The organism is Lysinibacillus sp. JK80, assembly GCF_027557635.1.
Taxonomy (GTDB): Bacteria; Bacillota; Bacilli; order Bacillales_A; family Planococcaceae; genus Lysinibacillus; species Lysinibacillus capsici.
This window is the reverse complement of the sequence record NZ_CP058997.1, coordinates 1,256,173-1,280,179: the sequence shown is the minus strand read 5'-3', so window position 1 is coordinate 1,280,179 and position 24,007 is coordinate 1,256,173. Positions and strand designations below refer to the sequence as shown.

Below are 24,007 nucleotides of genomic sequence, written 5' to 3'. Positions count from 1 at the left end.
AAAACGTCTTTTTTCTAGTTGTTCGTAAAGAATAACTGAAAAATGACGTTTTTTTCTATTTACAAAAATAGTTGTTGCAATAGATGATGATAATCATTATCATCACAATATAAAACAAATTCGGAAGTAGGTACGAAGTATGAAAAACAAATCATTTTTGTCGGTATTAGTAGCAGGAGGCATTTTAATGGCTGGCTGTGGCAATACAGAAGAAGTAAAAAAAGAAGATAAGCCAGCAACAGAACAGGCAGAGCAAGCTACAAAAGAGGTGGATTTATCTTCTGAATTATCAGCCTATCAACAATTTGCGTTAGAGCAAATGGATCAATTTTTACTAGATACAGAGAAATTTGTGAACCTATTCAAAGCAGGCGATATTGAAGGAGCAAAGGCAGCGTATGCTCCAGCACGTATGTATTTTGAACGCTCTGAGCCAATTGCGGAAAGCTTCGGTGATCTTGACCCTCGGATCGATGGACGTTTAGCAGATATTCAAGAAGAAGGTAAGGGTGAGGAAGAATGGTCAGGCTACCATAAGCTTGAGTATGCGCTTTGGGAAGAAAATACAACAAAAGGTTATGAGGCTGTAGCAGATCAGCTTCTTGCAGATGCGAAGGAATTGCATGCGCTTGTGCAAACAGTGGAAGTGACACCTGACTTAATGATTACAGGTGCAGTAGATTTATTAAATGAAGTATCAACATCTAAAATTACAGGTGAGGAAGAAATTTACTCTCATACAGACCTTTATGATTTTAAAGCAAATATTGAAGGCGCAGAAAAAATCTTTGAGATTTTACGCTCAAAATTAGAAGCAAAAGATTCTACATTAGTGGCAACACTTGATGAAAAATTCAAAGCAGTAGACGATTTATTAGCACAGCATACAACGGCTGATGGTGGCTATATATCTTACGAAGAATTAACGGAGGAAAACACAAAAGCACTGGCAGCAGCGGTGAATCAGCTTGGAGAACCATTAAGTCAAATGGGTATCATTTTGGAGTGAACATAAACAATGACAACGTCAAACGAGGAAAAATTTATAAATAAAAAAATTTCTAGACGTGATATGTTAAAGCTAACAGGTATCGGTGTGGCAGGTGTTGCCATCGGTGCCTCTGGCTTGGGTGGTGTCATGAAAGCAATGGGCTATGATGTCTTTGAGCCAGTAGCAGATAGCACGACGGCTAGCAATAAGGTCAATTTCTATGGCAAGCATCAGTCAGGTATTGTGACACCTGTACAGACGAATATTTATTTTGCTTCTTTAGATGTATTAGTGACATCAAAGAAGGAACTACAAGCGTTGTTCCAGCAATGGACACCCCTTGTTGTGCGTTTAATGAATGGTGAAGTCATGGTCGATGTATCGACAAATACAAGAGTGCCAACTGGCGATACTGGAGAGGCAGAGGGCTTAGATGCATCTAATCTATCCATTACCATTGGTGTCGGGCCTTCATTATTCGATAAACTGGGCATCCAGCATTTAAAACCAGCGGAGCTAAAGGATTTACCACATTTCCCTAAAGATCAGCTACAGAGAGAATACACAGGTGGTGATTTGTGTATTCAGGCTTGTGCAGATGATCCGCAGGTAGCCTTCCATGCTGTTCGTAATCTAGTACGAGCTGCTTCAGGTAAAGTAGAAATAAAATGGTCACAGGCGGGCTTTAACTCGTTTCCAGCTAGTGGAGGGACACCACGAAACCTCTTCGCCTTTAAGGACGGTACTGTAAATCCAGCCATTACGGATGAAAAAGACTTAAATGAGGTCGTGTGGGTGGATAAAGGCTGGTTAAAGGGTGGCTCTTATTTAATTGCGCGTAAAGTTCAAATGCATCTTGAAACTTGGGATCGTACATCATTGAAAGATCAAGAGGCAACATTTGGCCGTTACCGCGACAGTGGGGCACCTTTTGGCAAAACAAAGGAATTCGATGATTTTGATGTAGAGGCAAAGGATGATAAGGGCAATTATATTATGCCTGATACATCACATGTCCATTTGGCGCGGAAATCAGGTGCGCGTATTTTGCGACGCTCTTATTCTTATGCGTCAGGCGTGATGTCGAATACAGGGACCCATGATGCGGGGCTAATCTTTATCTCTTTTCAAAAAGACCCAGCCCAATTTACAACCATCCAAAATAGCTTAGGGCGTATGGATAAAATGAATGAGTACATTACCCATCGAGGCAGTGCCGTGTTTGCTTGCTTCCCTGGTGTACAAAAGGGGAGTTATTTAGGTGAAGCACTTTTTAACGCGCTGTAGTATCGTGTTTGCCCTTATGCTGACTTTAGCTTTACCTGTGCAAGCTGCGCAGTCCTATAGTCATCTCTATATTGCGATTAGTGATGCACTGATGAATACAAAGCAGGATAAAGAGGCGGAGGCCAAGCAGGCACTTGAACAATTTGCTATTGATTGGGCTAAAGTATCTTCAGAGCAGAAAGAGGCAAAAGCAAAGGTTGATGAAATCCTTGCACAGGCTACTGAGGCAACGTCTAAGGATGAGCGTTTAGAGGCGCTATCCGCACTATCCAATGCATTGCGTGCATTAGAAAAGCTTGAAAATCCAGTGGATGAAGCGGCACAGCGAGCAGAGTTTGGACAAAAATTTAAGCCGATAATGGCAGACTTTGAAAAAGCTTTAGCAAGTGGTGATATTCAGGCCATTGATGAAGCCTACAAAGATTTTAATAGTAAATGGAATAAAAATGAGCGACCTGTGCGTGAACAAAGTATCGCAATGTACGGGCAAATCGAAACACAAATGGCATTTCTTCGTATCTCTATTTCTGCTGAGGAGCCTGATGTAGCGCTTATGCAATCTCAATTTGCTGCTTTAAAGCAAACGATTGAGGATTTTGTAGCTGGTAAAGAAACAGCCGAAGTGGTAAAGGGAGAGTATTCATTAGCGACATTAATTGCCTATATAGATGAGGCCAATGATTTTGTCAACGCTGGTGATTACCAGGCAGCTTCAAATAAAATACGTGAGTTTATTACCATTTGGCCAAGCGTAGAAATTGAAATCTCCACACGTAATGGTAGTCTTTACACGAAAATTGAAAGTGATATGCCGATTATCGCGAGTGATTTATTAAAATCCAACGTCGATCAGCAAGCTATTACCAAACAATTAAATACATTCCGTACTGAAATTGAGCTAATTCAAGGGGATACCGATTACACAATTTGGGACGCTGCGTTAATTTTATTACGCGAAGGACTAGAGGCATTACTGATTATTTTAGCCTTAGTGTCATTCCTTAATAAATCAGGACAAAACAAGATGCGCAAATGGATTTATGTCGGAGCGTTTGTCGGCGTTCTATTATCCGCCGTAGCTGCCATCCTTATGTCGACGATTTTAAATTCGGCAACGATTGATACGAATCGCGAGTTAATGGAAGGCTATGTAGGGTTAATTGCTGCAGCGATGATGATCGGTGTGGGTATTTGGCTGCATAGTAAATCAAGCGTGGTCAGTTGGAATCGCTATATTTCCAAACAAATGGGTAATGCCATTTCGAGTGGCTCTATTTTTGCGATGGCTATGATTAGCTTTTTATCGGTCTTCCGTGAAGGTGCAGAAACACTAGTCTTTTATGCGGGGATTGCACCTAAAATGGAAACGTCGCAGTTTATTCTTGGAATTGTGGTGGCACTGCTCATTCTTGCTGTACTTGCAGTTGTGTTATTTAAAGCAAGTGGCAAAATTCCAATTCACAAATTTTTTGCAGTAGCAACTATTTTAATTTATGTGCTAGCCTTTAAAATTATTGGTGTCAGTCTGCATACTTTGCAGCTGACAGATAATCTGTCCACAACGATTGTTGATGGCTTACCTGTTATTAGCTTGATTGGCTTCTATCCAACGGTGGAAACAATCATAGGACAGTCTATTTTACTTGTGTTAGTGGCGGCTACTGTGCTTTATAAAAAGAAACAAGCCTAATGAAAAAGGGTAGATGAGCGTAAAACGCCATCTACCTTTTTTTATTGCCAATGAGCAGGTCGTTTTATATAGGAAGGTAATTTAGTCGAACGATCCCCCTGTGCGGCGTTGATTTGCATTTGGGTTAAAAACAGACTTGTTGAAAGATCAGCACCGCGTAAATTGGTATCTCGCAAATCAGCCCCGATGAAATCTACTCCCTGTAAATTTGCATCTTGAAGATTAGCTGCGATTAAATAACTCCCCCTTAGATCAGTCGCTCGTAAATCCTTGCCTTTTAAATTTTTGCCCATCCAATCAGCCCCACGCTGATTCAAGTTTCTAGAAGCCTTTCCCTTCACACTGTGCTGGCGAATTTGTTCGCTAGTTTGGAGCAATAGTGCATTGATCGGCATACGAATAGCTACCATATCCAATGCTAATAAGGTATCTGCATCCTGAGCTATTGTCTGCTGTAGGTGCTTCAATTGAGCAAGTAGCTGTTCATAAAGCATATTATCCACCTGATAGGACAAAGCCTCCGCCACATACGCAATCATTTCGTAAAGCTGTTCCATAATAGGAAAAACACGAAACATCTTGTCAGCATGCTCACGAGATTGTCGCCAATCCTGTCCATGAAATGTCACCTGTGAAACCTGTTGACCTGCGCCTAGGCAATCAAAAACGGTACAGCCCTTAAAACCTGTTTCTCGTAGCTGACTATGTATGTGACAGCTATAGTTATCCTGCAAATTAGGACATGGCGTACCTGCGGGTTTATTGATTGCAAAATCACTAGAAGCCACAATATTTAAAGCGGTACAGCACAAGCCAAAACAGCTTTGACAATCTGCCTGTAGACTGTGTCGGATTTTTGTACCAATGGTTTTTGTCTGATTAGACATCCTCATTTTCCTCTCTGATCTTATCCATTTAGTTACTATTTTAACACTAACAAGCTACCAGTTAAAATAGAGAGCAAACTGTATTTTGAAAGATAGTAGGGGATATGGTATTCTTCTTCAAAAGAGTTGTAAAGAAACGTGGTGGTGGAACATGGGGTAACGGTCAATGAATTATTACAATTGCCATCTTTTCGAGGGGCAGAGGTGTTAACAGGGCGAGATAATCTGCACCGTACCGTATCATCTCTATCTGTATTAGAGGTATCGAATGTTGATTTTTATTCGAAAATTATTAACCGTGTACAGGAGGAATGGTATGCAGAGGAGCTTGTCATTAGCTCCTTTTACTCCATTCGAGATAGTGTGGAGCAGCAATGTGAAACGATACAGCATTTACATGATTTAGGAGAGCTGGGGCTTATTTTATATTATGTCGGCATTGTATTGCCTGATATTCCAGAAGAAGTGCTTGCGTTAGCGGAGGCACAAGGCTTTATTATCATTTGTATGCCGCGAAATGATTATTCACTGCGCTATAACGAGGTTATCTATGAGGTTATGGAAGCGATTGTTAGTAATCAAGGCGTTAATGATCATTTTGTCAAAGAGACATTAGAAAAGGTATCGTTACTACCTGAGCATTTAAGAAGTGTTGAAATTACACTGAAAATGCTTTCAGATCGTTTAAAGGCGAATATTGTACTCACCAATAGTCATTTTGACATTGTGAACCAAGTGATGTGGCCACGAAATTCATCATTAGATGTAGCGAATGTCATTGAAGAATGCTCCCAATCCAATTTTCAGAGGGAAGCAGGCAAGCTCGAGCTGCTAAGAAGTGATGTCGCCTGTGTCGTAGACTATAAAAGAGTACATCAAAAAAATGGCGAGCCGCTATTTTTATTTCTGATTAAAGAAAATACAAAATTACCTGCTAAGACAATTGAAAAAGTAAGTGAGGTTGTGCAAGTAGCCATAAATTTATGGGGAGACAAGCATGATGAGGTTAGTGAATATGCCTTAGTTAAAGCTATTATCAATGACGAAGGGGAGAAAATGAGAAGATTAGCCAATCTTCTTCATATTGATGTTTCCGCCATTCAAATGATGTGGCTTGTCTACATGCATGATTTAGCAGACGAAAAAAGAATTCGCGATGAATTAGAAGAGCAACTGTCCAAATATTATCAAACAAGAGTCATCCAATGCATTGACCATTGTATGATTGTACTGGTAGGCAATTGCTTTTATAAGCATCATGAGTTTGAAATTGCCATTGAATATAGTGAAACTACTCAGTATGATGCCCAAATCGCAGAAATTGTTTATGCACCTAAAATGAGAAATACAAAGTCTGTTCGTCAAATGTATCAATTGGTCAATCAGGTGGGGGACAAAGCCCATACGATTTATCCGATGCGAAAATTGTTTACTGCAGCGGAAGTGCGCTCCATGAAAAGGGCAATTGATGTCAGTAAGCAGGGCGAGGAAATGATTGAAGAATATTTGTCTGTAATTGAACCCATTTTACGCGACCATGATTCCTTGCAGACATTGATAACCTTTTTATTAGATGCAAATGCTAGTGTGGAGCGCTGTGCAGAGCTCCTCTATATCCATAAAAACACGGTGAAATACCGCATCAAAAAAATTAGTGAGCTGATTGGCACAGATGTTACCGTATATTCGGAATTTTATGATGCCTACATGGCTTGCATGCTATATCGATTGATTAATGATTAGAATAATCTGAAATTTTGTCATTTTGAACAAAATTTCAGATTATTTTTTTCATTTGCGCAAAAGACTCAACTCTTACCTATCTTCTATAATTAAAAACATTAATCCATCACCAAATAAGGAGGGAGTCACATGCAAAATGAAAATAAAGGTCAATCTTGGTATAGCTTAGGTATTATTTGGGCTGGTGCCATGATTTGTATTCCTAGTTTATTAGTCGGTAACGCACTGATTACCAATATGAGTTTATCAAAGGCACTGGCTGTTGCTTTTGTAGGCTATGCTATTGTCGTGATCATCATGATTTTGCAAGGCATGCAAAGCAGTGATTTAGGAAAGCCCACTGTCCATATAGCAGGACAAGTGTTTGGAAAAAAGGGCTCTCGTACAATATTATCCATTATCTTAGCTATTGCTTGTTTAGGGTGGTTTGGCATTCAGGCCAATGTGTGTGGCGTAGCCTTAGCAAACTTATTAGCAATCTATCATTTGAATATACCCATTCCAATCGCTTCATTCATTAGTGGTATGGTCATGGTCGTATCCGCACTTTATGGGATGAAGGTGTTGCGTATTTTAAGCTATATCGCCGTACCATTGCTCGTCATCATTTGCCTGTATGGTTTAGGTCAAATATTAACTGGTGAGCAACTACAGCTCGTTCGGGATTATCAGCCACAGGGCAACATGAGCTTTATGGATGGTTTAGCTGTAACGATTGGGTCCTTTGCATTAGGGGCTGTTATAGCGGGTGATTATTCGCAATTTTCAAAAAAACGTTCAGACGTTTTCAAAGCCGCTACATTAGGGATTATTCCTGCAGGGGTGCTAATGATTGCTGTGGGAGCTGTCTTAACGATTGCCTATCAAACAAGTGATATTACAGCAGTCTTTCTGCATATCGCAACACCCTTTATTGGTGGAGTGGGTCTGATTTTAGCAACATGGAAAACCAATTTGGTCAATGCAATTTCAGGTGGAATTGCCTTAATTAATGTATTTGATGTTGCTAAAAACAAAGAACGATTAGCCATAGGTGTGGCGGGTACAATTGGCACAATCTTAGCCGTTGTAGGGATTTTAAATTATTTTACACCTATCATGTCAATTTTATCGGCGATGATTCCGCCTGTTGCAGGGGTGATGATTGCTTCCTACTGGGTCATTCATAAAGGCAAAACAGATAGCTGGCAGGAAGTTGAAGGGGTCAATCGATTAGGTGTATTTTCTTGGCTAGTAGGTGCTGTAATTGCCTGTATGCCAGTGGTATTTTCCTTATTCCCTGCATTGCCAGCGCTACCAAACCAACCGATGATTGGCATCATTATTTCATTCGTGATTTATTATGTTGGGTATCGTGTATCTGTACAAAAAACGGTCATATTGGAGGAACATAGATGAGATATTTAGATCAGGCAGCTATTGAACATATTGCCATAGGGGCAGCATTTTTAGGAACAGGTGGGGGAGGAGATCCCTATATTGGAAAATTAATGGCGCTTTCTGCTATCGAAAAAAATGGCCCTGTAAAGTTGTATTCAGTGGATGAAATTGCGGATGATGATTTTTTCATTCCAGCCGCAATGATGGGGGCGCCATCGGTTTTAGTAGAAAAATTCCCACGTGGCGATGAGTTTGTTAAGGTCTTCCAAAAACTTGCCCAATATTTAGGAAAAGAAAAAATTGCAGGCACCTATCCAATGGAAGCAGGTGGGGTCAATTCGATGATTCCTATTGTAGTAGCAGCACAGCTTGGCTTACCATTGATTGATTGTGATGGCATGGGGCGTGCATTTCCGGAATTACAAATGGTGACATTCCACTTAGATGGGATTTCGGCAACGCCAATGGCCATCACTGATGAAAAAGGGAATATTGGTATTTTTGAAACGATTGATAATAAATGGACCGAGCGTATCGCCCGAACAGCAACAGTAGAAATGGGCGCTAGTTCTTTAGTGAGCCTCTACCCAACAACGGGTGCGCAAATTAAACAAAGCGGTGTTCATCATATAGTGACGCTTTCTGAAAAAATCGGTGAAATTATTGCCTCGAAAGATCAAGAGGTGAACGATAAGCTACAAAGCCTATTAAAGCTTGCGGAAGGATATGAGCTTTTCCAAGGAAAAATAGTGGATGTTATTCGTGAAACGAAGGGTGGCTTTAACCTAGGTAAAATGAATCTTGAAGGTATTGAATCTTATAAAAATGATCAAATGAAGGTTCATTTCCAAAATGAAAACTTATTAGCTGAGAAAAACGGGCAGGTTATAGCGATGACACCAGACTTAATTTGTTTGGTGGATTATGAAACTTTATTGCCTGTTACAACAGAGAGCTTAAAATATGGTAAACGTGTGCGTGTGATTGGCTTACCAGCACATGAGAAATGGCGTACAGCAAAAGGTATTGAAACAGCTGGACCCAAATACTTTGGCTATGAATATGAGTATACGCCAATTGAGGAATTAGTGAAAAAGGAGGTAGCAGAGCATGTATAAAATTGGAATCGATGTTGGTGGAACAAACACAGATGCCATCCTTTTAGACCATAATAGCCAGCTTATTTACAGTGTGAAATCACCAACAAGCTTAGATATTAAAACAGGGATTGAAAAGTCACTGCAACAATTACTAGAGGGCGCAAATATTGATAAAACAAAAATTACCCATGCGATGTTAGGGACAACACAATGCACCAATGCCATTGTTGAACGTAAAAAGCTAGCAAAGGTTGGTGTCATTCGACTAGGTTATCCAGCGACGGCTTCCGTACTCCCTTATACAGCTTGGCCAGCAGATATGATTGATAAATTATCTGGTAATTATGCCATTGCCCATGGTGGTTATGAATATGACGGCCAATTATTGAGTGCGCTTGATCAACAGGAAATTACAAAACTACTAGAGGAATGGCGTGGTCAAGTAGAATCCATTGCGATTGTTGGTGTCTTTTCCTCTATTAAAAATGATCAAGAATTGCAGGTTCATGAATGGATTCAAGAAGTCTATGGCGAGGAATTCCCAATTTCCTGCTCCTCATTAATAGGTTCAGTCGGGTTAATAGAACGTGAAAATGCTACGATTCTAAATGCTGCATTATGTAAGGTGATTGAGACAACAACACAGGGCTTTGTACAGGCGTTACAAGCGGAAGGCATTTTTGATGTAGAGGTTTATCTATGCCAGAATGACGGTACATTAATGTCTATCGACTACGCCAAGCAATTCCCAATTTTAACAATTGCCTGTGGACCAACAAATAGTATCCGTGGAGCATCGTATTTATCCCAAATTCAAAACACAATGGTATTGGATGTTGGGGGTACCACTTCAGATATCGGTGTATTACAGGATGGTTTCCCGCGAGAATCCTCGGTCGCAGTTGAAGTGGGAGACATTCGGACAAACTTTAGGATGCCAGATATTATTTCAGTCGGACTTGGCGGGGGAAGTATTGTTCGTGTGAACGGCAACAAAATTACAGTTGGGCCGGATAGTGTAGGCTATAAAATCAGTGAGGAGGCCCTTGTTTTCGGTGGCTCGACCTTAACGACAACAGATATCGCTGTCCGTTTAGGCTTAGCAGATGTAGGTGATTCCACGTTAGTGGCACATATTGATGAAGCCTTTGCCAAAGCCGTTCAAGAAGAAATTTCTTCGTTACTAGAACAGGCGATTGATAAGATGAAAACTTCCTCAGAGGATGTGTCATTAGTCTTAGTAGGGGGTGGTGGTATCATTGTGCCAGAAAATATTCGGGGCGTTTCCACAATTGTAAAATCTGAATACGGTGGTGTTGCGAATGCCATCGGAGCCTCGATTGCACAAATTAGTGGTCAATATGAGCAAATTTATATTTATTCCAAAGAACCGCGTGAGGAATCCTTGAAGGATGCACAAAACAAGGCTGTGAAACAAGCCGTATTAGCAGGTGCTCTTGAAGATACCATTGAGCTAGTGGAAGTAGAAGAAACACCTCTCGCGTATCATCCAGAAAATGCAACAAGATTGAAGGTAAAAGTAGTAGGGAAAATGGTGTAACAGTCAAAGGAAGAGTCCTAGTTAAACAGGGCTCTTCCTTTTATTAATTGCTCAAATGAATGAATCACTGCATCAGGTTTAATGTCAGTAGGATTCGTGAGCCGATGAGGATTGTACCATATGCCCTTCATCCTTGCTCGCTGACAACCAGCAATATCTTTTGCTAAGTCATCCCCAACGAATAAGGCTTCATTTGGCTGAACTTGGAGCTGATGTAGAGCTAATTCAAATATGCGTTTGTCAGGCTTAGTTAAGCCTACTTCCTCCGAAATAAGGATAACATCAAAATAGCTAGCTAAACCTGTATGTGTGATTTTAGCCTTTTGTCGCTGTGTAGAGCCGTTTGTGATAATGCCAACTTGTACTTGCTTCTTAATCGTTTGGAGAACCTTCAACATATGTTGATCGATAGAAAAGCAATATGGAAACTGCTGATCCCAAAAATCTTGCATGTCATGGCGAGGCAATTGAAAGGTTGATGGAAACGCATCAAAAAACGATGATAAAACATTGGTTTTATCGGCAATCCCATAGTCTCTTTTATCGTATTCCTTAAATTTTTCCAGCATGTCCTTTTTGAGCATACCCTGAATAGCACCATAGTATTTTTCCAAAATAATATAAAACAGGTTATCGACAGCATGATCTCGATTAAGTAAGGTATCATCTAAATCAAATAGTATCGCTTTCAACGATCTTCATATCCTTTCTTGCTCATCAAGAGGTTTTCGTTTATGTTTTTCATTAATAATTTTTTTGTTTAGGATCGTTACCTTGCCAACCATGAGCAACCTCATATCTTCCACAATATACTTAGCTAGCTCTTCGTCCGATATGTCATCTCCTTCAATATCAAGGCGAAAATCCTGCCCTTGTATACCACCACCATTGGTAAATTCAATTTCAAAATCAAAGACAACTCTTTTATCCATTCAAGTACCACCTTACGCTTAGTGTTAGAGTGCTATCCATATATTCTGTGTTTAATAGGTGAATACCTTCTTTGAACATAATCGTAATTGTTGAGTAAACAAAATTTCCTTTTTCTTGTATTTAGCACTTGCCAACAAAAAAGTCATAGTGTAATATGTGACTAGTACACTATGACACGAGGTGTTGTGATTGAAAAGCTTTACAGGACTTTTAAAAAAAGAATGGGTACTTTATCGCTCATGGTTTCTAGTAGGGATATTTTTGGGACTTATGCTATCTTGGATCGTTCCCTATATCTTACATCAGTATGTCGATCTCTTTGCACATGAGCATCAGCTAGCATTTGCATTTACAATGCTCGTCCTTTTTCTAGGTGGATTCTATTCTATCTTACAATTTTTAGCATCGATGCGTTTGGATATTAAAGCAAAGGAGAGCTGGCTCCATTCAACAAGCTCTATCACAAAGCTTATCGGAGCAAAATTGGTTTGCTCATTAGTAGGATATGTCCTCTTCACTATCCTTTTTACGAGTATAGCCATTTTCAATATTAAAGATGAGCTGATTGCGAGCGCTGGACAAATTTTATTAGTTTTAGTAATAATTGTTATTATATTGACGATTTTACAATTAATGCTATTTATCGTTCTTTTATTCTTTTTAGCTTTTTATTTGCAATTGAAGCGCATAATAGGTCGTTTTTCAATTGTGCTGACAATGATTGTGTTTTATGTAACCACAGCTGGTTGGGCGCGGGTAACGGAGAGTCAGCTGTATCGAGCGATCTTCCTCCATGGGGAAGTTTCGCTTCAAAACATCGAACACTATCTACCAAAAGCGAAAGAAATGACGATGGAATGGATGCTTGGCTCGATATATGTCGTTGAGGAAATAGCCATTACGTTATTACTACTACTGCTGTTTTTAGCAGCATCGAAGTGGCTTGAAAGGGTGGTTTTACGATGACGATGGATTTTTCGCGTGACAAACCCATTTATAGCCAGCTTGTCGATCGAATTTGTGGAGACATTTTGAAGGGGAAGTTGGAGCTAGGTGATCGACTTCCCTCCGTTCGAGAATATGCAGTAGAAACAGGTGTCAATGTCAATACGGTGCAACGTGTATATAAGGAGTTAGAGGCAATGAATATAACGGAAACCAAACGAGGACAGGGTACATTTATTACGAGCAATGAGGAGCGCATTGAGTTATTGCGTGAAGAGATGAAAAATCAGCTGGCTGAAAATTTTTTAACATCGATTGAGGCATTAGGCTTTTCGAAGGAAGAGATGCTTGTGGTTTTGAAAAATAAAGCGTGAGGTGAAGGGATGTTACAGCTATCAAATGTATCTTTTCAATATAAGAAAAAGCCAGTTTTACAGGATCTATCCTTCTCCTTTCCGATTGGACAAATCATTGGACTAGTTGGGGAAAATGGTAGTGGTAAATCTACGCTTATGAAAGTTTTGGCTGGTTTACTGAGACCCACTGCTGGTGAGATCACACTAGAGGGTAAGCCCGTCACACGTAGAAGTGCTGACAAAATTGCTTATTTACCAGATACAGATTTATTTTTTGAGTACTACACGGGTGAACAGCTTTTCCAGCATTATGCTTCGCAATTTGAAGATTTTTCCTATGATAAAGCCTGTATCGTCGCACAATTTTTACAGGTAGATACGCGCACAAAGCTACGCCAATTATCAAAGGGTAATCGTGGTCGCATGAAAATGGCTGCCACCCTTGGACGAGAGGTTCCTTATTATGTCATGGACGAACCATTTGCTGGGCTAGACCCAATTGTGAGAGAGCAGTTGATTAAAGGTTTAATTCAATTTACGGACATCGAAAATCAAACGATTTTGCTATCCACACATGAATTATATGAGGTAGAGCCTATTTTAGATCAAATTATTTTATTGCAGGCAGGATCAATCATGGCCTACGAGAATGTGGAAACATTACGCGACGTGGCTAATAAGGATGCAGTTGAGTGGATGAAAGGGTTTTATCGTCCTTCAGTAAAAGACAGCTAAAGGTGAAGAAAGAATCGCCAATAAAGCAATGTTGTCGTGCCAGACTGCATAATGCTCAGGCGAAATAGATTAGAAAGGGTGAAAAATATGAAAGAACCGATTGTACAATTGCAAAATTTATCGAAAACTATTCGAGGAAAGCAATTAATTCAACAGTTAAACATTGATTTATATCCAGGCCAAATTACAGGATTTTTAGGACCGAATGGAGCGGGGAAAACAACAACAATCCGAATGATGACAGGGCTTATGCATCCAACAGAGGGCAATGTCATCATCGACGGGCTTTCACTGAAGGAGCATTACGAGGAAGCCATTAGTAAGGTTGGTGTGATTGTTGAAAATCCAGAAATGTATAAATTTATGTCAGGCTATAAAAATTTACTACATTTTGCACGTATGCATAAAAATGTAACAAAGGAACGAATTCAGGAGGTCATTCAACAGGTTGGGCTCGAAAATCGTATACATGAAAAGGTCTCTACGTATTCACTTGGTATGAGACAACGACTAGGATTAGCCCAGGCGTTATTGCACAGACCGAAATTTTTGATTTTAGATGAGCCGACGAATGGCTTAGACCCTGCTGGTATTCGTGAGTTTCGTATGTACCTGCGTAAGATTGCTTCAGAAGAGGGCGTATCCGTCTTTGTCTCAAGTCACTTGTTATCAGAAATTGAATTGATGTGTGATCGAGTGGCTGTGATTCAAAATGGGCAGCTGATTGATCTGCGCGATATTCATAATGAAAGCTCATCGTTTTATTATGTGGAGGCACAGCCAAAAGAGCAGGTGTCTGCTTATCTGGAACAGTGTGACTTTAACTTTGTAGCAGAGAATCAAGGCTATGTGGTGGAAATGAAGAAAGAGGATGTCCCAGCTATGACTACACAACTAGTCCAAGCGGGTATTCAATTATTTGCTGTACAGCCACATCAAAAAACATTAGAGGATCAATTCTTAGAAATGACTGGAGGCGGACAAATTGCTGAAGCTAATTCAAAATGAGTGGATGAAATTATGGCATAAAAAAGGAACATGGGCAATGGTGGCCATGCTGATTCTTGTCATTCTTGTTCCTGCTGGAATCACCAAATATTATGAAGTAAAATCCCCGACGGAAGGCTCTTGGCAGGACATAGAGCAGGATGCCATTCAATCTTATAAAGAGACGCTAGCAGGTGAAGATTTAACGGAGGAAGATAAGGCATACTTTCAAGAGCAGATGGCTATTTCTGAATATCGTTTAGCGAATGATGCACCAAGTCAAAAAGATAGTAGTCTTGCAAGCTTTATGTCCTTTACAAGCGGTATGCTTACGCTTGTTACTTTATTTACAGTCATTACCGCAGCTAGTATTGTATCGAGCGAATTTTCAACAGGGACGATTAAAATGCTCTTAACGCGCCCAATGTCCCGTGCCAAAGTGTTAACGTCTAAATTACTGACAACATTCCTTTTTGGTTTGTTATTGTATGTGGTCAATGTTGTGGTAAGTGCCCTTATCGGCTTAGTCTTGTTCGGCATGGGAACAGGTGTGGAATTAGAAATGGTCAATGGACAGGTCGTTGAAAAGGCTGTATGGAGCGATTTAGCCTATCATTACCTATTATCTGGTGGCGATTTTGTAATGTCTACATTATTTGCCTTTTTGATTGGCTCAGTATTCCGTTCAAGCTCATTAGCAATCGGTTTAACGATGTTCCTTTCTTTTACAGGCGGCATGATAGTTATGTTCTTAAGCCGATACGACATCGTCAAATATATTTGGCTCACACATTCTGATTTAACACAGTATGAGCATGGTGGTGGCTCCATGATTGCTGATGTGACGTTGCCCTTCTCATTAACAGTACTTGCTATATACGCAGTAGTTTTCCTTGTCATTAGTTATTCAACCTTTATGAAACGTGATGTCACGGCATAAGCTAAAGAAGAACTGTGCCCTAATTTTGGATTAGGGTGCGGTTTTTTTGTTTAACATCACGAAATATTAAAAAAGTATTTATTTTTTTTTGAATTGCGCCTATAATAATAGCAACTTAGTGAAAACGCTTTTTTTTTACTAAAGTGGTCTAGACAACTATACCAAAGGGGGATAATGAATGTTTGCTTTCTTACAAAAAATCGGTAAGTCGCTCATGTTTCCAATCGCAACATTACCAGCAGCAGCATTACTATTGCGTTTAGGTTCAGCGGATATGCTTGGGGCAGTACCGAATGAAGCCATCCAGTACATTGCTAGTATTATGGCCGCTTCTGGTAATGCTATACTAGGGAATTTACCAATTATTTTTGCTATCGGTATTGCGATGGGGTTTGCACATGATAGCAGTGGTGGCGCAGCTCTAGCAGGTGCGATTGCGCATCTTGTTTTAGTCGCCGTTTTAGGGACTGTTAACGAAGAATTAAATATGGGTGTATTTGGTGGTATTATTGCCGGTATTACGGCAGGCTTATTATATAACAAATATTATAATGTGAAATTTCCAGAATGGTTATCATTCTTCGGTGGACGGCGCTTTGTACCGATTATTACGTCCATCACCATGGCAATTTTAGGTAGTATTTTAGCAATTGTTTGGGGACCAATTCAAGGTGGCATTGATGCTGTCGGTAATTGGATGATTGGTGCAGGATCACTTGGCGTAGGGATGTATGGCTTCTTCAACCGTCTATTAATTCCAGTGGGTCTCCACCATGTAATCAATACAATTATTTGGTTTGATTTCGGTGAATTTACAAATGCAGCAGGCGAAATCGTGAAAGGGGATATCAACCGCTTCCTAGCAGGAGACACGACAGCTGGACATTTCCAAGCTGGTTTCTTCCCAATTATGATGTTTGGCTTACCAGCAGCCTGTCTAGCAATGTATTTTGCAGCGAAAAAAGAAAAGCGTCCAATCGTTGGAGGGATGTTCGTTTCCATCGCTTTAACAGCCTTTTTAACGGGTGTTACAGAGCCTATTGAATTTTCCTTTATGTTCTTATCACCAGTTCTTTATGGTATTCATGCTGTATTAACAGGTATTTCTTTGGCTGTGGCCTATCTCGTTGGATTCCGTGACGGCTTTGGGTTCTCTGCAGGCTTAATTGACTACTTACTCAACCTTGGCCTGGCAGATAAACCATTGCTCTTATTACCTTTAGGTTTAGGCTTTGGGGCGATTTACTTTGTGGTATTCTATTTCTTAATCAAAAAATTAGACTTAAAAACACCAGGACGTGAAGACGATGAGGATGAGGATGGCGAAGTAAATGCTATTGCTGATGATGTCGATTTACGTGCATATTATACAATTGAAGCATTAGGTGGAAAAGACAATATTAAGCAAGTGGATTATTGTACAACTCGCCTACGATTATTAGTACAGGATTCTGCTAGCGTCGATGAAAAAACATTGAAGCAAACAGGTGCAAGAGGAGTTATGCGTATTAGTAAAACCAATGTCCAAGTAATCATTGGGACATCTGTTGAGTTTTTAGCTGAAGCCATAAAAGAACGTTTGAAAAAAGGCAATCCAGCACCAGCCAATGTAGGACTTCCATCAGCTCAGCCTGTCATGGAAGAAACGGTGAAGAATGACACGATGACATTCCGTGATTTCGAAATGCCAATGACGGGTGATTTATTGCCTTTAACAGAAGTGCCTGATGAGGCATTTTCAGCAGGCTTGATGGGACCAGGTTTCGGGATACGTCCGACAGATGGAGCAGTCTATGCACCATTTGATGGTCAAGTAGTGATGGTGTTCCCAACAAAGCATGCAATTGGCTTAAAATCTGATACGGGCATTGAAGTATTAATTCATGTTGGCTTAGATACGGTCAAACTAAATGGTGATGGCTTTGATCTGCTCGTTACAGATGGTCAAAAAGTTAAGCGTGGGGATGCGTTATTAAAAGCAGACCTTGTACAGATTGAAGGGCAAGTACCTTCTGTCATCACACCAGTTGTCTTTACAAGCTTAATGGGGCAAGAGATTACACTTGAAAAGACTGGCTATCAACGAGCAGGCTCAACGAATATTATTACAATGAAGAAGTAACGACTAATGGGGCTGTTAGCGAAGGTATACAGAGGCAATGAGCTATTGCACACGGATGCCTTTTCGACAGCCCTTGTTCAAGAAGGAGATGTTTTTCTTGAGTTTACTCATTCGAAATATCACAGTAGTGAATGGCAATGGACGAGATGAACAGGTAGATGTATGGATGAAGGATGGTAAAATTGCGCAAATTGCTCCTCAGCTTGATATCCACGATGTAGAACAGCTTGATGGTTCAGGGAAATTTTTATTGCCAGGATTTATTGATATGCACATTCATGGATCCGCTCAAATGGATACGATGGATGCTTCTGATGAAGGGCTTCATACGATGGCTCAATCCCTTTTAAAAGAAGGAACGACAAGCTTTTTAGCTACAACGATGACACAAAGCTATGACAACATTGAACGAGCTATTGAAAATGTAGCACAGTTCCAGCCACAGCCAGATGAAGCAGAGGTACTAGGTATTCATATCGAAGGGCCATTTGTTTCAAAGCAGCGAGCAGGGGCACAGCCTCTTGAATATATTGTCGAGCTAAATTTAGATATATTGACAAAATGGCAGCAACTAAGTGGCCATAAAATTAAGCAAATTACGCTAGCACCAGAAGAATCGAATGGCATGGCAGCTGTGCAAAGTATTTCTGCTAGCGGTGTCATTGTTTCAATTGGTCATTCGGATGCTACCTTTGAGCAAATGCAACAAGCGGCTCAATTAGGTGCCACACAGGGGACACACTTATACAACCAAATGCGTCCATTCCACCATCGAGATCCAGGTGTAGTTGGCGGTGTCCTGCTGCTAGATGCGATTAAGGCAGAACTGATTGTTGATTTTATCCATATGCATGAAGGCGCTGTGGAAATGGCCTATCGCTTAAAGGGAGCAGACGGGCTTATTTTAATTACAGATGCCATGCGCGCAAAGGGAATGCCCTACGGAGCATATGATTTAGGCGGTCAAACAGTTCATGTAACAGAAGCTGGTGCCCATTTGTCAAATGGATCGTTAGCAGGCAGTATTTTAAAAATGGATCAGGCTGTACGGAATATGCATCACATTACGAATTGTACGCTGGAGGAGCTTGTCAAAATGTCCAGCTTTAATGCTGCCGAACAATTGAAGCTAGGTAATAAGGGTCAGCTTATACAAGGCTTTGATGCGGATGCAGTGATTTTAGATGAACAATTAAAGCTCCACCAAACGATTAAGGCGGGCAAGGTCTTATATGATGCAAATTCAAGTGGACAATAGTTACTAATATGCAGCAGGTATACAAACATCTTGCATGAAACGATGGAAATGAAAAGGTGATAGAACATGAATACCTATTTTCAACAAGTAAATCGATATTTAACAATGGTGGCACAGCAGGAAAGCAACCAACTTATGCATATTGCCAAGCAAATTGTTAAACGTCTCACAAAGGGAGGCATTATCCAGCTCTTTGGCTCTGGTCATTCCATGCTATTAGCACAGGAATGTTACTATAGAGCAGGTGGCTTAGTGCCTGTCAAACCGATACACATAGAATCGTTAATGCTACATCAGGGTGCACGGCAATCCTCACAAAATGAAAAAAAACAGGCTTTTTTAGCCACCTATAAGGATCAGCTGCAATTTGATGACCAAGATGTTTGTATCATCATTTCAACCTCTGCCAATAATCCAGTGCCCATTGATATGGCTATCTATGCAAAGGAAGCGGGCGCTTTGACTATTTCACTCCAATCACTGGAATATCAGCACCAGCCGTCGCGCCATCCGTCAGGCAAGCGTTTAGAGCAAGTAGTAGATGAAGTATTGAATACGCATGTGCCATTAGGTGATGGTGTGTTAACCGTTGACCAATTGCAATATGCCCCTGTATCAACGGTGTTAGGTGCGACTTTATTAAATGCTTTATTCGCTCAAATCATTGAGCTTATGCATGCACAGGGCACTAGTGTACCAGTGTTTGGTAGCAGTAATTTAGGGGAAACTAATAACGATGCGCTCATTGATCAGTATGGTCAGCGTATTCATTTCTAGGATACAAAGGAGGATATGTGGTGAAAGTAAAAAGATTTTCCTCAATGGATGATTTATATTCACATGCAGTAGCGACCATCGTTGAAGCCAAAAATAATGGCGCCACAACGTTCGGGTTAGCTACTGGTGGAACAATGGAACCACTATATGCTAAAATCTGTAAAACAGATATTGATTTTTCACATTGTATTAGCTTTAATTTGGATGAGTATGTTGGGCTTGAGGCAACTCATCAGCAAAGCTACGCCTATTATATGAACAAACATTTATTTAACCAAAAACCATTTTTAGCATCGTATTTACCAGATGGATTAGCAGTAGATCCTTTAGTGGAAACAGCTCGCTATGAAGGATTACTGCAACAATATCCCTTAGATTTCCAACTGCTTGGTATCGGTCAAAATGGTCATATCGGCTTCAATGAGCCTGGTACGTCATTTGCTTCTTTAACACATCTTGTAACACTCGAAGAATCTACTCGTCAAGCTAACGCGCGTTTCTTTTCATCCATTGACGAAGTGCCAACACAGGCATACACGATGGGTATTCAATCGATTATGCGGGCAAAATGCATTTTGTTACTCGCAGTGGGAGAAGCTAAGCGTGAGGTGTTAGAGCGTTTACTGGCATCTGATTATACAGAAGACGTACCTGCAACTGCTTTATCGAAACATCCAAATGTAATGGTTTTAACAGACTTACAAGAAGAGGAGAATAAATTATGAAAACACAACAATTTACAGTAGTCGATCCTTTAGGTATTCATGCACGACCAGCGAGCCAACTTGTGGCAAAAGCAACACCATTTACTTCATCTATAGAAATACGTACAGAAGAAAAAGCAGCTAACTTGAAATCAATCTTAGGTGTGATGGGATTAGCCTTAAAGCAAGGTTCACAATTTACACTTGTTGTAGAGGGGGAAGACGAAGAGCAAGCATTAGCAGCACTAACGACACTCATCACGGAAATGGGGCTTGCACAATGACACGACTCACTGGTATTGCCGCTTCAGACGGCATTGCCATTGCGAAAGCATATCGTTTCGTCCAACCAGATTTAACATTCGCTAAAACAACTGTTCATGATATCGAGGCAGAGCAGAAACGTTTAGCAGCCGCTCTTGCCAAAGCAGAGCAAGAACTGATTGTCATTCGACAGCAAACATTAGAAAAATTTAGTGCAGAAGAAGCCGCAATTTTTGAGGCACATTTATTAGTGGTTCATGATCCCGAATTAATTGGGCCTATCAATCAAAAAATTGCAGACGAAGCGGTAAATGCGGAGTATGCATTGCATGAAGTAACCTCTATGTTTGTGGCATTATTTGAAGGTATGGATGACGAATACATGAGTGCCCGTGCATCAGATATTAAAGATGTGACAAATCGCATATTAGCACATTTACTCGGAGTACATATTCCAAATCCAAGCAATTTTAACGAACAGGTAATTATCGTAGCGAATGATTTGACACCTTCAGAGACAGCCCAATTAGATCGCAACTATGTTCTCGGTTTTATTACCGATATTGGTGGGCGTACATCCCATTCAGCCATCATGGCTCGTAGCTTAGAAATCCCAGCAGTCGTAGGGGCAGGGGTTGCTACGACAACAATTCAGGATGGCGATACTATAATTGTTGACGGTTTGACGGGTCAAGTCCTAGTGAATCCAAGTGCCGATGTGATTGCAGACTATCAGGAAAAGGCACAAAAATATCGGGTACAGCAGGCGGAATGGTCTACTTTAGTGAATGAGCAAACCGTTTCTAAAGATGGCGTGCATGTTGAGCTAGCGGCTAATATTGGATCGCCAAATGATTTGGATGGTGTATTGCGTCATGGAGCAGAGGGAATTGGCTTATATCGAACAGAGTTTTTATATATGGGCAGAGAAAATTTACCCTCTGAGGAAGAACAATTTACAGCGTATAAAACAGTCTTGGAAGGAATGAAGGGCAAGCCCGTTGTTATTCGAACACTCGATATTGGTGGCGACAAGCACCTGCCATATTTACCTTTGCAAGAAGAAATGAATCCATTCCTTGGTCACCGTGCCATTCGTCTATGTCTTGACCAGCAGGAGTTATTCCGCACACAATTGCGAGCACTACTGCGAGCATCTGTCTACGGAAACTTAAAAATTATGTTCCCCATGATAGCGACCATTCAAGAATTCCGTGCGGCTAAAGCCATTTTGCTTGAGGAAAAGGAAAAGCTGATAGCTGGAGGGATTGCAGTAGGCTCTTCCATCGAGGTCGGGATGATGGTTGAAATTCCCTCGACAGCCGTAATGGCAGATATTTTTGCCAAAGAAGTGGATTTCTTCTCCATCGGGACAAATGATTTAATTCAATATACAATGGCGGCAGATCGGATGAATGAAAAAGTTTCCTATTTATATCAACCATATAACCCAGCCATATTACGTTTAATTCAAATGGTCATTAAAGCTGCCCATCAAGAAAAGAAATGGGTAGGAATGTGTGGAGAAATGGCTGGCGATGAGCATGCTGTTCCACTATTGCTAGGCCTAGGCTTAGATGAGTTCTCTATGAGTGCTACGTCTATTTTAAAAACGAGGGCCTTGCTAAAGCAATTATCTGTCCCAGAGATGCAGACTTTAGCAACAGAGGCATTACAGCTAGCGACAGCTGAAGAAGTGCTGGAAAAAGTAAAGCAAGCTGTGAAATAGGATAAAACAAAAACCCATCTACCAACAAGTAGATGGGTTATTTATTATTGGCTGAAAGAGTCAATGAATATCGGTATTTCTAATAAATCCTCCACGATGGCATCCGCTTGAACATGTTGCCATTGTTTATCTTTTTTCCAAATGCCCTTCATTCCCACATGTTGAGCACCTTTGACATCATTCACAGGATGGTCGCCGATAAAAACACATTCATGAGGAAGGACATTCAGCTTTTCGATGGCATTTAAAAACAGTTGAGGATCGGGTTTTTTCATTCCTGCCCATTCCGAAACTAAAATGACATCAAAATAATGTTCAATTGCTAATGCCTTTATATTGTCCATCTGAAAATGCCCATAGCCATTCGTAATCATGCCTAAAGCCAACTGATCCCTTTTCAATTGTTCTAGCATAGGGATAAGGTTAGGAAAAGGGACACAGCTATATTTAAATTCGTTTAGGTAATCTTGAAGAAGTTCTTCCCACGTAATATGAACAAGGTGAAATTCTTCTACCAATTGCTGATAGACATGGTCCTTCCAAACGTAGCCCCGCTTATCTAATTGGATAAAACGAGCTATATATTGTTCTTTTGGAATGGAACCTAGTACTCCCTTTAATCGCTCATATTGCTGCTTAATGAAGAGTTCGACAGATGCATCTCTATTTAATAATGTTCCGTCTAAATCAAATAATGCCGCTTTCATCATCATCCTTTTCACCCTCCTATTTGATCATAAAAAAAGTAGCTGAAGTTAGGCTTCAACTACTTTTTAGTTCATTAGGCATGTTTTGAAATGATTTGCTGAAGCTTTGCTTGTAGTGTCGGTAGGTCATGCATCGTAACCGTTGTGCGAACATAGCTTTCATCCATATCTAATGCTTCAGCAAAAAAGCTACCAATGCCTTTTACTTTGCGATCAATTTGCATGAAAATCTCTGCAGAATGGTTGGATTGAGAAAGGAAAACTAATTCAAGCTCATCTAAATGGCCTCTATATTGTCCAGTGGGTACAAATTCAAATTCCTGGACAAATGGATAGTAGCCGCGGAAGCGTGAAGGAGCTTGTTCACATTCAGCTTCACGTAAACGGAAACCTAATCCACGAATCGCATCTAATATATGACCTGCTAGTGCTGTTGGCTCGACACGAATATAATCCTTATCACTCGGATCGACCGCATTTTTAATATCAAGACCCGTTTGAATCCATACCTGTGTTTTACCTGCACTAATCGGTGTTTCAAATGGCAAAGTTAATGAAATAGGGAAGATTTTTTCCTCGCCGGCGCCCAGTGTGAAAGGCTCTGTTACTTTGACCTTCTGCAGTGCGGCAACCTCTGTATGTTTGTGATCATTCGACTCACGGATATAGGTCGTATTGACGGATAGGTAAATCGTGTCGACCTGTTGCTCAACTTGACCGCCACGCACAATGATTTCACCCTGCATGACCTCTCCAGCACGATAAGTATCCTTCTCCAATCTTGTATCCACTGTCGCTGAACCTATACCAATACTTGCTAATGCTTTATGAAAAAAAGACATCTTTCATTCCTCCTACTGACATCGTTAGCTATACATACGCTTATGTTGAAAAAAGGTTTCAAGACTTAC

Annotated in this window: 23 protein-coding genes; 18 read left to right on the top strand and 5 right to left on the bottom strand. The window is 40.5% G+C overall.

Annotated elements, in window-relative coordinates:
• The first annotated feature begins 139 nt into the window (after positions 1-139).
• From efeO to HXV90_RS06925, 3 genes are read left to right on the top strand one after another with little or no spacing between them, the layout of a single operon-like run.
• Complete coding sequence (gene efeO / locus HXV90_RS06935) at positions 140-1,009, top strand: iron uptake system protein EfeO (RefSeq protein ID WP_048390316.1); 870 nt, start codon at positions 140-142, stop codon at positions 1,007-1,009.
• Positions 1,010-1,018: 9 nt separating this feature from the next.
• Positions 1,019-2,278, top strand: coding sequence for an iron uptake transporter deferrochelatase/peroxidase subunit (gene efeB, locus HXV90_RS06930; protein ID WP_259419096.1), 1,260 nt, complete (start codon positions 1,019-1,021; stop codon positions 2,276-2,278).
• Entirely contained in the window at positions 2,253-3,968 is a 1,716-nt protein-coding gene (locus HXV90_RS06925; RefSeq protein ID WP_269898697.1) for an FTR1 family iron permease, read from the top strand. Before efeB ends, HXV90_RS06925 begins: the two co-directional genes overlap by 26 nt.
• A 41-nt stretch (positions 3,969-4,009) precedes the next feature.
• On the opposite strand, the gene HXV90_RS06920 is transcribed toward HXV90_RS06925, so the two are convergent.
• Positions 4,010-4,855, bottom strand: a complete 846-nt coding sequence (locus HXV90_RS06920) for a pentapeptide repeat-containing protein (protein ID WP_269898696.1) — start codon at positions 4,853-4,855, stop codon at positions 4,010-4,012.
• Positions 4,856-4,993: 138 nt separating this feature from the next.
• On the opposite strand from HXV90_RS06920, the gene HXV90_RS06915 reads away from it, so the two are divergent.
• The 4 genes from HXV90_RS06915 (at position 4,994) to HXV90_RS06900 (ending at position 10,639) form a co-directional block, all read left to right on the top strand.
• Entirely contained in the window at positions 4,994-6,598 is a 1,605-nt protein-coding gene (locus tag HXV90_RS06915; protein ID WP_259948813.1) for a PucR family transcriptional regulator, read from the top strand.
• A gap of 129 nt (positions 6,599-6,727) precedes the next feature.
• A complete protein-coding gene (locus HXV90_RS06910) occupies positions 6,728-7,996 on the top strand; it encodes a cytosine permease (protein WP_112117837.1) in 1,269 nt (422 codons plus the stop codon).
• Positions 7,993-9,096: an S-methyl thiohydantoin desulfurase family protein gene (locus tag HXV90_RS06905; protein WP_237900318.1), complete on the top strand. Its 1,104-nt coding sequence runs from the start codon at positions 7,993-7,995 to the stop codon at positions 9,094-9,096. The genes HXV90_RS06910 and HXV90_RS06905 overlap by 4 nt, the downstream gene beginning before the upstream one ends.
• Positions 9,089-10,639: a hydantoinase/oxoprolinase family protein gene (locus HXV90_RS06900; protein ID WP_269898695.1), complete on the top strand. Its 1,551-nt coding sequence runs from the start codon at positions 9,089-9,091 to the stop codon at positions 10,637-10,639. The genes HXV90_RS06905 and HXV90_RS06900 overlap by 8 nt, the downstream gene beginning before the upstream one ends.
• 17 nt (positions 10,640-10,656) lie before the next feature.
• Here HXV90_RS06900 and HXV90_RS06895 read toward each other — a convergent pair whose 3' ends face one another.
• Together HXV90_RS06895 and HXV90_RS06890 are read right to left on the bottom strand one after the other, a co-directional pair.
• Positions 10,657-11,331, bottom strand: coding sequence for an HAD family hydrolase (locus tag HXV90_RS06895; RefSeq protein ID WP_269898694.1), 675 nt, complete (start codon positions 11,329-11,331; stop codon positions 10,657-10,659).
• Positions 11,332-11,337: 6 nt separating this feature from the next.
• Positions 11,338-11,571 (bottom strand): cyclase, encoded by a 234-nt coding sequence (locus tag HXV90_RS06890; protein WP_103117854.1) that lies wholly within the window; start codon positions 11,569-11,571, stop codon positions 11,338-11,340.
• Positions 11,572-11,761: 190 nt separating this feature from the next.
• On the opposite strand from HXV90_RS06890, the gene HXV90_RS06885 reads away from it, so the two are divergent.
• The 11 genes from HXV90_RS06885 to ptsP all read left to right on the top strand — a co-directional run bounded on the left by HXV90_RS06885 (position 11,762) and on the right by ptsP (position 22,389).
• Positions 11,762-12,538: a hypothetical protein gene (locus tag HXV90_RS06885; RefSeq protein ID WP_269898693.1), complete on the top strand. Its 777-nt coding sequence runs from the start codon at positions 11,762-11,764 to the stop codon at positions 12,536-12,538.
• Positions 12,535-12,891, top strand: coding sequence for a GntR family transcriptional regulator (locus HXV90_RS06880; protein ID WP_048390347.1), 357 nt, complete (start codon positions 12,535-12,537; stop codon positions 12,889-12,891). The genes HXV90_RS06885 and HXV90_RS06880 overlap by 4 nt, the downstream gene beginning before the upstream one ends.
• A gap of 9 nt (positions 12,892-12,900) precedes the next feature.
• Positions 12,901-13,608 (top strand): ABC transporter ATP-binding protein, encoded by a 708-nt coding sequence (locus HXV90_RS06875; protein WP_066037440.1) that lies wholly within the window; start codon positions 12,901-12,903, stop codon positions 13,606-13,608.
• 87 nt (positions 13,609-13,695) lie between these two features.
• Positions 13,696-14,616 carry an ABC transporter ATP-binding protein gene (locus tag HXV90_RS06870; protein WP_269898692.1) on the top strand — a complete coding sequence of 307 codons (921 nt, stop codon included), beginning with the start codon at positions 13,696-13,698 and terminating at the stop codon, positions 14,614-14,616.
• On the top strand, positions 14,594-15,535 hold the full coding sequence (locus HXV90_RS06865) for an ABC transporter permease (RefSeq protein ID WP_009370929.1): 942 nt from the start codon (positions 14,594-14,596) through the stop codon (positions 15,533-15,535). The genes HXV90_RS06870 and HXV90_RS06865 overlap by 23 nt, the downstream gene beginning before the upstream one ends.
• A gap of 178 nt (positions 15,536-15,713) precedes the next feature.
• A complete protein-coding gene (gene nagE, locus HXV90_RS06860) occupies positions 15,714-17,657 on the top strand; it encodes an N-acetylglucosamine-specific PTS transporter subunit IIBC (protein WP_269898691.1) in 1,944 nt (647 codons plus the stop codon).
• Positions 17,658-17,754: 97 nt separating this feature from the next.
• Positions 17,755-18,915 carry an N-acetylglucosamine-6-phosphate deacetylase gene (gene nagA, locus HXV90_RS06855; protein WP_269898690.1) on the top strand — a complete coding sequence of 387 codons (1,161 nt, stop codon included), beginning with the start codon at positions 17,755-17,757 and terminating at the stop codon, positions 18,913-18,915.
• A gap of 66 nt (positions 18,916-18,981) precedes the next feature.
• Positions 18,982-19,692, top strand: a complete 711-nt coding sequence (locus HXV90_RS06850) for a sugar isomerase domain-containing protein (protein ID WP_103117860.1) — start codon at positions 18,982-18,984, stop codon at positions 19,690-19,692.
• A gap of 20 nt (positions 19,693-19,712) precedes the next feature.
• Complete coding sequence (locus tag HXV90_RS06845) at positions 19,713-20,417, top strand: glucosamine-6-phosphate deaminase (protein ID WP_103117861.1); 705 nt, start codon at positions 19,713-19,715, stop codon at positions 20,415-20,417.
• Positions 20,414-20,680: an HPr family phosphocarrier protein gene (locus tag HXV90_RS06840; RefSeq protein ID WP_103117862.1), complete on the top strand. Its 267-nt coding sequence runs from the start codon at positions 20,414-20,416 to the stop codon at positions 20,678-20,680. The genes HXV90_RS06845 and HXV90_RS06840 overlap by 4 nt, the downstream gene beginning before the upstream one ends.
• Positions 20,677-22,389: a phosphoenolpyruvate--protein phosphotransferase gene (gene ptsP, locus HXV90_RS06835; RefSeq protein ID WP_269898689.1), complete on the top strand. Its 1,713-nt coding sequence runs from the start codon at positions 20,677-20,679 to the stop codon at positions 22,387-22,389. The genes HXV90_RS06840 and ptsP overlap by 4 nt, the downstream gene beginning before the upstream one ends.
• Before the next feature lie 44 nt (positions 22,390-22,433).
• On the opposite strand, the gene HXV90_RS06830 is transcribed toward ptsP, so the two are convergent.
• Together HXV90_RS06830 and HXV90_RS06825 are read right to left on the bottom strand one after the other, a co-directional pair.
• Positions 22,434-23,099 carry an HAD family hydrolase gene (locus HXV90_RS06830; protein ID WP_115674036.1) on the bottom strand — a complete coding sequence of 222 codons (666 nt, stop codon included), beginning with the start codon at positions 23,097-23,099 and terminating at the stop codon, positions 22,434-22,436.
• Between the two features lie 71 nt (positions 23,100-23,170).
• Positions 23,171-23,938: a sporulation protein gene (locus HXV90_RS06825; protein ID WP_054550900.1), complete on the bottom strand. Its 768-nt coding sequence runs from the start codon at positions 23,936-23,938 to the stop codon at positions 23,171-23,173.
• Positions 23,939-24,007 lie beyond the last annotated feature (69 nt).